We start from the raw sequence: 6,133 nt of genomic DNA, 5'->3' as shown, positions 1-6,133 counted from the left end.
GAATACCTGGAATTGGCGGAAAAAAACATGCTCTTTCTAAAAGAAAAACAACTGGATCCCGACGGTTCGCTCCGGCATTCGTACAAAAATGAAACCAGCAAAATTGACGGATTTCTGGAAGATTATGCCCTGCTTATTCAGGCGATGATCGATCTGTTTGAAACAACAGGCAAATTCATCTACCTTGAAGACGCCCAGCAGCTGGCCGATAAAACCTTTCTGGACTTTTTCGATCCGGAAAAGGATTTCTTCTACTTCACCGCCATCACACAGACCGACTTGATCAACCGAAGTATTGAAGTGCATGACAATGTAATTCCGGCCTCGAATTCGGTGATGGCGAACAATTTATTTCGACTCGGCTATTTGGCGGATCAAGCCCGGTACCTGAAAATTGCGCAGACCATGCTAAGCAAGCTCGTGGATGATTTCAAAACCTATCCGTCGGGCTATTCCAACTGGCTGCAATTGGCGCTAAATTTTACCGGCAATCAATTCGAAGTGGCTGTAAGTGGTGAAAAAGCCATTTCAAAATTGCACGACATCCAAAAGCACTACCTGCCCAACACCTTGTTCTGCGCCGGAACGGACGCCAGCGATTTGCCACTTTTGAAAGGCCGGTTGGCAGCCGGAGAAACACGAATTTACGTGTGCCAGAACCAAACCTGCCAACTGCCGGTTGAAAAAGTTGCTGACGCCCTGAAAATACTGCAAGCTTAGCTTAATCGTCAGGCAAAATATTTTTGACCCGCCCCACTTCGCCGGTTTCCAACTGCACCTTGATTCCGTGCGGGTGCTGGGGCGATTTGGTTAAAATGCGAGCGACGTAGCCCTCCGTTAACTCCCCTGTTCGCTGGTGATGTTTTTGCACAATTTCCACGTGACTCTCAATCTGTATGTTTGCCCGTTTGGTTCCTTCCATTTTTTTTGCCCGAAGAAACAATTATTTCTCCGGTTTTTAAAATCAACCTCAAATTGTGAATAACTTCTTAAATATTAAAGATCGCCCGCTCTTGCATATTATGAGATATTTTTATCTTTAAACGAAAATAAAACTGCTGTTCATCAGTAAAACATCGAAGCATGGAAGATAATAAGCGTTGGGTCTTTTCAAAAGTTAAAGCGGAACAAAAGTTTTCTAAAAGCTCAGTAGAGGCCATTCATTTGGAAAGTTGCCCACAGCATGGCGATAATTGCAAAGCCCATCGTGCGGTCATCAACGAATGTCTGAAAAACTCATTCGAGTTCTTTATGCAGAGTCATTACGACCAGGCGGTCAATGAATTAAAAAAAGCCTTTAACGAAACATTGACGATGGAGCAAGAAACCTGCGCCAAGTGCGCGGAGCTTTTTCGTTTGCGAATTACCACATCGCTGGAACAAATACAGCAGGAGCTTCAGAAAATGACTTCGGGATTTTTCAAAAGCAACCGGCACAAACCAAGCCTGGAGTACGCCACAACCGTGATCAACGAACTAAAAGGGAAAGTATAATTCGCCCGACGTCCCGAAGATTCTGATTTTCATTTTTCCTATGAGTAAAGCGATAATTCTCATTGTATTACCCATAGAAATCAGTCGATAACATATTCAATCTGTGAAAAATGAAAACACTTCCTTTCCTGATCATCTTTTACCTCAGTGCTCTTCTCCAACCAATTGAGCCTGGAGACCCACGCATGATTTTTCATGATTTCACCGAAGGCACCGTCTATTTAAAAGATCGGTCGCAAGTTCGGGCCAAACTGAATTACGATGCCTACGACGAACAAATGATTTTCGTCAACAACAACCAGGTCATGGCGCTTGCCAATCCCGAACTGATTGACCGGGTGGCGATTGGCGAGCGAACATTTTATTGGCTCGAAAAGGACATTTTCCTTGAAAAAATTGATTCAGCTTCAATTGTCATTTACAAACGTCACCGCAGGCAAATGCGGTCCGAAGGAAAAGAAACTTCGTTTGGCGGAGTTACGCAAACCCAGGCCGTAAGCACTATTGAGCGGCTAAACCGAAGTTCAGACAACGCATCAGCTAGCTTAGAGCAAAAAGAATCGTTTCGCTTTGAAAACGATGATCTTTTTTACCTCTACGCCGACGGAAAATTCGAAAGCTTGGCTACCCCAAAACAGATCGCTAAGTTTTTTCGAACAAACAAAAAGTCCTTGGCGTCCTACATGCAAAGCCATGCAATTGATTTGCAAAACTCCAACGATGTCATTCAATTGATTCAATTCTGCCGTAAAACCGCAGATTAAAGAATAAATCAACCACGGACTGACTTTCTTTGGCTCAAATCATCATGTGTATCTACGCTGACATTTTACCCAATTGTTAATAAAAAACGAACAAAAAAAACATCCAACAGACTATTTTCTAACAATTTATTTTACTTTTACCGGCTAATTCCGAATTCGGATGTTGAGATTTCTATATGTTTGAGCAGTGAGAGAGGCAGTTAGAGTAACGTTTTATATAGAAAAAAATGAAGGAAATGAAGGGATGGATTTTTTCACGAACAAAAGCCAGTCGTGAAAAGAATGGGCCAAGCGACCCCATTCAATTTGTTAGCTGTCAGTTCAATGGCAGCAAGTGCGTGAATCAACGCGCAAAAATCAATCAATGTTTATTTAAATCACACGATTCATTCGTCGATAAAGAATACGATGATTCGATTGAAGAATTGAAAACAGCTTATGTTGCAACGCACGACATTCTGGGTTCACCATGCGCCAGTTGTGCACAACTGTTTCGTACCCGAATTACCCAGTCTATGGAACAAATTCATGGTGAATTACACCGAATGACAACCGGCTTTTTCCGATGGGACTGTTACAAGCCCAGTTACGAAGTAGCCAACACCATGATCAACGAGTTTCGGAAAAATGCCTAATGCACAATTTGTTTCCTTGACAAATTGGCAAAGGCTATAAATTTCCAACGACACTTTCAGCTTTTTTACTTACCGGACTTAAAATAATCGCTCAAAACAGCGCAAGGAAATGGCCATGTCTTATCCCGATCGACACGCGACTCCCCGATTGATCGAAATGATTATCTTTGGCCTTCAACATGACAAAAATGCGCAAGGATAGTGATTCGTTTGTTCTCCTGGCCTTAAAAGAAGGTCAGGAAAAAGCAAAAGAAAACCTACCGGCGCTTGCCTTCTTTTGTCGAACCGTACCTTAAATCAAATCAGAAGGAAAAAATTGAACCGTCCGTTGAATAATGGATCAAAAGTGCTAATTTCAGGAACTTAAAAGAAATCAACCTATGTATAAATTTGTCCTTTTTGTAAATTTCTTTGCCATTCATTATTCCTTGATCGCACAAGACCGGATCACAGGACTGGACTTTGCCACACGCAGCGAAGTCATCGCCCAAAACGGAATGGCCTGCACCAGCCAACCACTGGCAACACAAGTAGCTTTGGATATTTTGAAATCGGGCGGAAATGCCATTGACGCGGCTATCGCGGCCAATGCCGTGCTTGGCTTGGTTGAGCCAACCGGGAATGGAATCGGTGGTGACCTTTTCGCCATTGTTTGGGAGGCCAAAACACAAAAACTTTATGGCTTAAATGCAAGTGGCCGTTCGCCCTACAACCTAACACTCAACTATTTTAAGGAAAATGGATACGACAAGATTCCTGCGCTGGGACCACTCCCGGTGTCCGTTCCCGGATGTGTGGACGGCTGGTTTGAACTCAGCCAGAAATTTGGAAGCCTGCCCATGAGCGACATCCTGGCCCCGGCCATACAGTATGCCCGCCAAGGTTTTCCATTAACCGAACTGATTGCCTACTATTGGAAGCAAAACGCTGAAATTCTGAAAGATTATCCCGGCTTTGCTGAAGTTTATCTGCCCAACAGGCATGCCCCTGCTAAAGGTGAAGTTTTCAAAAATCCCTACTTGGCAAACACGCTGGAGCGAATAGCCAAGCAAGGACGCAAGGTTTTCTATCGGGGTGAAATAGCACGCGAAATCGTGGAGTATGTACAGACACAAGGTGGCTTTTTGAGCATGCAGGATTTTGAAGATCACCGATCGGAATGGATCGAGCCAATTTCGACCAACTACCGGGGCTACGATGTCTGGGAGCTCCCGCCCAACGGCCAGGGCACGGCGGTGCTGCAAATGCTCAACGTTCTGGAGCAATACGACATTTCAGCAATGGGCTTTGGGTCGCCCGAATACATGCACCTTTTTATTGAGGCAAAGAAACTGGCGTTCGAAGACCGGGCAAAATATTATGCCGATCCCGAATTCAACAGACTGCCGGTGGAACAATTAATATCGAAAAAATATGCCCGCGAGCGATCAAAATTGATCGACCCGGAAAAAGCCAGTCGTAGCTTTCCGGCAGGTGAACTGGAACAGGGCAATACCATTTACCTGACTACGGCAGACAAAGAGGGCAACATGGTTTCACTGATCCAAAGCAATTACCGCGGAATGGGCTCCGGAATGACACCCGGCAACCTTGGTTTTGTATTGCAGGATCGCGGCGAATTGTTTGCGCTCGAAGAAGGACATTTCAATGTGTATGAACCACACAAACGACCGTTCCACACCATCATCCCTGCGTTTATCACCAAAGACGGAGAGCCCTATATTAGTTTTGGATTGATGGGAGGCGCCATGCAACCGCAAGGCCATGTGCAAGTCGTTTGCAACCTCATTGATTTTGGCATGAACTTACAGGAAGCCGGAGATGCTCCGCGAATCCGGCACGAAGGTTCGAGCCAGCCAACAGGCGAAAAAATGACCAATGGCGGCACCGTTTTTCTCGAAAGCGGTTTTGACTATCAAACCATCCGAAACCTGATGGAAAAAGGCCATCAGATTCAGCTTTCAAAAGGTGCTTACGGCGGCTACCAGGCCATTCAATGGGATAAGAAAAATAAGGTTTTCTTCGGCGCATCCGAATCCCGAAAAGATGGTCAGGCCGCTGGCTATTAATCAACACCATAAGCTTAACCGACTTCAACCATGAATTACCTATTAAAATCACAAGGGCTAAAAATAGTTTTTCTTCTTTGCCTCCTTGTTTCGGCAATCCAAACAAAGGCAGGAAACGCAACCGAAACCCATCAACCAGCAGCACTTTCCGTCAACCTGCTCACCAACACGGGGCAGGTTTTTCTGAATGGCTACCCGGTGCAAACCTCCCTGCATGAAGCCATTTCACAGCGGGAAAATTTTCAGTTTGCCGAGATTGCGCAACGCCGCCCATTTTTCGGTTGGGTGGTCAATTCCGATCAACAAAACACCATGCAGGTGGCCTACCAAATCTTGGTCGCTTCGTCGCTGAAAAATATCCAAAATGATGAAGGCGACTACTGGGATTCGGGCAAAGTGGACAGCGAGCAATCCATCAACCTGAGCTACCAGGGGAAGGAGCTCCGCCCCGATTCCGTGTACTTCTGGAAAGTCAAAACCTGGGACAACCACGGTGTTGAATCTCCGTGGTCCGAAATCTCGCAATTCAAGATGGCGCCGGAGCTCACCGACTATGCCACCGCCCGCTATCCCTTGCAAAAGCAGGATGACTATCCAACAGCGATTCAGTCAATCTCAGAAAATCTTGCTTTCATCGATTTCGGCAAAGCCGCTTTTGGCCGTTTGCGCTTGACCCTGGACGGGAAAGAAGGGGAAACAATTACCCTGCGGCTCGGCGAAGTTGCGAAAGGCAATCGGATTGATCAAAACCCCGGAGGCAGCAGGCGCTACGCCGAATACCAGCTCGACTTGAAAAATGGCCGCAACACCTATATCATCGCCATTGCACCCGACCAGCGAAATACGGGCCCCCGCGCCATTCCTATTCCTGAATATACTGGCGATGTGTTGCCTTTTCGCTATTGTGAGATCGAAGGATATGCCAGCCAGCTCGAGAAACACCAGCTCATTCGCGAAACGGTGTTTTATCCCTTCGATGAATCGGAGTCCTTTTTTACCAGTTCCGACACCATTTTAAACCAGGTTTGGGAATTATGCAAATATTCCATGAAAGCCACCTCCTTTGCCGGAGTGTATGTTGATGGCGACCGCGAACGCATTCCCTACGAAGCGGACGCACTCATCAACCAGTTGAGCCACTACGGAGTTGCCCGCGAATACAGCATCGGCC

Annotated in this window: 7 protein-coding genes; 6 read left to right on the top strand and 1 reads right to left on the bottom strand. The window is 45.9% G+C overall.

All coding sequences use genetic code 11. The features are described 5' to 3' along the window. On the top strand, positions 1-720 hold a 720-nt coding region (locus NC99_RS08020), incomplete at its 5' end, for a thioredoxin domain-containing protein (protein WP_204374940.1). A gap of 1 nt (position 721) precedes the next feature. Here NC99_RS08020 and NC99_RS08015 read toward each other — a convergent pair. Next, a complete protein-coding gene (locus NC99_RS08015; protein WP_053181979.1) occupies positions 722-922 on the bottom strand; it encodes a YwbE family protein in 201 nt (66 codons plus the stop codon). 161 nt (positions 923-1,083) lie between these two features. On the opposite strand from NC99_RS08015, the gene NC99_RS08010 reads away from it, so the two are divergent. The 5 genes from NC99_RS08010 to NC99_RS07990 all read left to right on the top strand — a co-directional run. Beyond that, positions 1,084-1,494, top strand: coding sequence for a hypothetical protein (locus tag NC99_RS08010; protein ID WP_053181976.1), 411 nt, complete (start codon positions 1,084-1,086; stop codon positions 1,492-1,494). 110 nt (positions 1,495-1,604) lie between these two features. Further along, complete coding sequence (locus tag NC99_RS08005) at positions 1,605-2,258, top strand: hypothetical protein (RefSeq protein ID WP_053181973.1); 654 nt, start codon at positions 1,605-1,607, stop codon at positions 2,256-2,258. 236 nt (positions 2,259-2,494) lie between these two features. Next, on the top strand, positions 2,495-2,893 hold the full coding sequence (locus NC99_RS08000; RefSeq protein ID WP_157624672.1) for a hypothetical protein: 399 nt from the start codon (positions 2,495-2,497) through the stop codon (positions 2,891-2,893). Between the two features lie 380 nt (positions 2,894-3,273). Beyond that, the gene (ggt, locus tag NC99_RS07995; protein WP_053181968.1) at positions 3,274-4,962 is read left to right on the top strand and encodes a gamma-glutamyltransferase; all 1,689 of its coding nucleotides are present in this window, start codon (positions 3,274-3,276) and stop codon (positions 4,960-4,962) included. A gap of 30 nt (positions 4,963-4,992) precedes the next feature. After that, on the top strand, positions 4,993-6,133 hold a 1,141-nt coding region (locus NC99_RS07990), incomplete at its 3' end, for a family 78 glycoside hydrolase catalytic domain (RefSeq protein WP_157624670.1).

Origin of the sequence: Sunxiuqinia dokdonensis (genome assembly GCF_001270965.1) — a bacterium.
GTDB lineage: Bacteria > Bacteroidota > Bacteroidia > Bacteroidales > Prolixibacteraceae > Sunxiuqinia > Sunxiuqinia dokdonensis.
The sequence above is the reverse complement of the archived record's forward strand: the minus strand, read 5'-3'. Positions and strand labels throughout refer to the sequence as shown.

What these genes read in the sequence shown, in the direction of transcription:
- NC99_RS08015 (WP_053181979.1), bottom strand. Translation starts at nt 922, where the DNA reads ATGGAAGGAACCAAACGGGCAAACATACAGATTGAGAGTCACGTGGAA.
- NC99_RS08010 (WP_053181976.1), top strand. Translation starts at nt 1,084, where the DNA reads ATGGAAGATAATAAGCGTTGGGTCTTTTCAAAAGTTAAAGCGGAACAA.
- NC99_RS08005 (WP_053181973.1), top strand. Translation starts at nt 1,605, where the DNA reads ATGAAAACACTTCCTTTCCTGATCATCTTTTACCTCAGTGCTCTTCTC.
- NC99_RS08000 (WP_157624672.1), top strand. Translation starts at nt 2,495, where the DNA reads ATGAAGGGATGGATTTTTTCACGAACAAAAGCCAGTCGTGAAAAGAAT.
- ggt (WP_053181968.1), top strand. Translation starts at nt 3,274, where the DNA reads ATGTATAAATTTGTCCTTTTTGTAAATTTCTTTGCCATTCATTATTCC.